The 1819-nt window shown below is 49.0% G+C and carries 1 protein-coding gene and 1 pseudogene; both read right to left on the bottom strand.

Features of this window, described 5'->3' with window-relative positions:
• A pseudogene (locus GX147_10755) lies at positions 1-718 on the bottom strand (hypothetical protein).
• Positions 719-749: 31 nt separating this feature from the next.
• On the bottom strand, positions 750-1223 hold the full coding sequence (brxF, locus tag GX147_10750) for a BREX-3 system P-loop-containing protein BrxF (protein NLN61147.1): 474 nt from the start codon (positions 1221-1223) through the stop codon (positions 750-752).
• Between the last annotated feature and the right edge of the window lie 596 nt (positions 1224-1819).

Raw genomic sequence — 1819 nt, 5'->3', positions numbered from 1 at the left:
GGTCCTTTACCCTTCTGATACTGTCGGCCACGAAAGAAAAACGGGGACTGTCGAAAATGGCTTCCTGGACACCGGCGATAAAGCGGAAACGAAGGTCATTGCAGACTTCCCCGATCTACCGAAGAAAATTGAGGTCGAGTATAAGGTGCTGGTCCTTTCAAGTGCGTAGGAAATCGAGCAGTCCGTCCACCAGAAGAAGCAGTCCGTGATCGGGGAAAACCTGGTGGAAGGCCGTCATCATTTCCTCTAAGGCCCGTTTGTTGTTGGGCACCTTGTCAACGGCCGGGAATGAATAGGGCACGCCCATAGCTGACAGGTGTTCCTCCAGTTCGGCGACAAGTATGTCCCGGAGAGACATGGTGGTGGCCCCTATCTCCGTCCGTATAACCTTGAAGCGCCCGCTGATCCCGGTTGCCGCAGCAGCCACGTTCCTGTCGTTCAGGCTCGGGAGCAGACCGCCGTTTTCTGCAATTGCCGATAATACCGACATGAGATGGGATTTGCCTGTGCCGTAGTTGCCCACGACCAGCAGACCCTTATTGTCCATGGGATGGTCGAACTGAAGCTGGGGAATGACAAGGTTCACCAGCCTTTCGGCCATCTCCCCCGAGATGACGTAGGTTTGAACAAGATGTTGCGCGGCTGAAGCCTTATCGGCGTCCCGCAGCTGGATGGTAGTCTCAATGGGCTCGAACTGGATGAGCTCTCCGTATTTCATTGCGTCTGCCCCCTTGCGATTTCTTTCCGGTTCACCATGCAATCGCCTCCGGGCTTACTACGAGAAGGTCCTGCACAGGATACCGTCTGTATTCCGGATGATCCGGCGCTGCGTAGACTAAATTTTCGCCGTTAATGGATCCGTTCCACGCGGCAACCACCGTCCTGTTCCGGGAGAGCCCCTGCAAAAGACGCAGCGGGTCCAGTTTGAGCGAGACGTCGAAGAGGATTTCCATATTGTCCAGCAAGACGATCGGGGCTTCCCCAACAATATCGAGGAGAAGTAGGGGTATCTGTAATGCTCTCTGTCGCTCTGTGAGATCAAGCATTCGCCTGGAGAGCTCCAGATTTACATTAATGCAGGGAGCGGCTGCGCGTTTATGGACGTCCAGAAGAACAGAGGTCTTGCCCGAACCGGCAGGAGCCACAAGAAGAACCAGGCGGTGATACAACTCTGCCGCCTGCTCCATTTTGTGAATTACGATATCGGCGAGGGGTTCTGCCATTTGGTATCTCCTCCTGAACCGTGGCTGCTTGTGCTGCTGCTTCAGAAAGGACGGTATTTCCTGACGATCAAACATTACATGTCTTTCTGAGAAATTGATAGATTTATTTCACCAAATAAAAAAACACAACATATAATGCTCACAATTTACTGTGATCATCAGCTGCTGTCAACCCCTACAACATAATATAGGTTGCTACAGCCCAATTTTTAGAAGTATCTCTTCGAGTTGAAAAAAAGTGAAGTGAAAGAGGGATGAAGGAAAAAAACACAATTTCATGCCCAAATTTAAAGGCTAATAAAAAAATCATTTCTTTCATTGAAACACTCAGCTTTAAAGTTCCAAATTCAGTTGGAAAATCTTGTCAAAGAACAGCTCAGAGTCATATTGAACTTTCTGATTACCATACAAATAATCGGTCTTGCTTCTTGAACGTTGGTGTTCCGTAATGTAGAATAAAACCGTTGCGGGAGGCGGATGCGGTGTTACAAAGTGGTGTTACAAAACGGCAAAACCAGCTTTTGAAGAATGCAGTGTTTGCAACTACTTATAAAAAGAGAGGAAAATGGTAATGAATCCCTCCTTCTCCGCCATTT

The organism is Deltaproteobacteria bacterium (assembly GCA_012522415.1).
Taxonomy (GTDB): domain Bacteria; phylum Desulfobacterota; class Syntrophia; order Syntrophales; family JAAYKM01; genus JAAYKM01.
Note: the sequence above shows the minus strand (reverse complement) of the source record. Positions and strands in the feature narration are given on the sequence as shown.

Coding starts and splice junctions, on each gene's coding strand:
- brxF (NLN61147.1), bottom strand. CDS start 1,223: ATGGCAGAACCCCTCGCCGATATCGTAATTCACAAAATGGAGCAGGCG.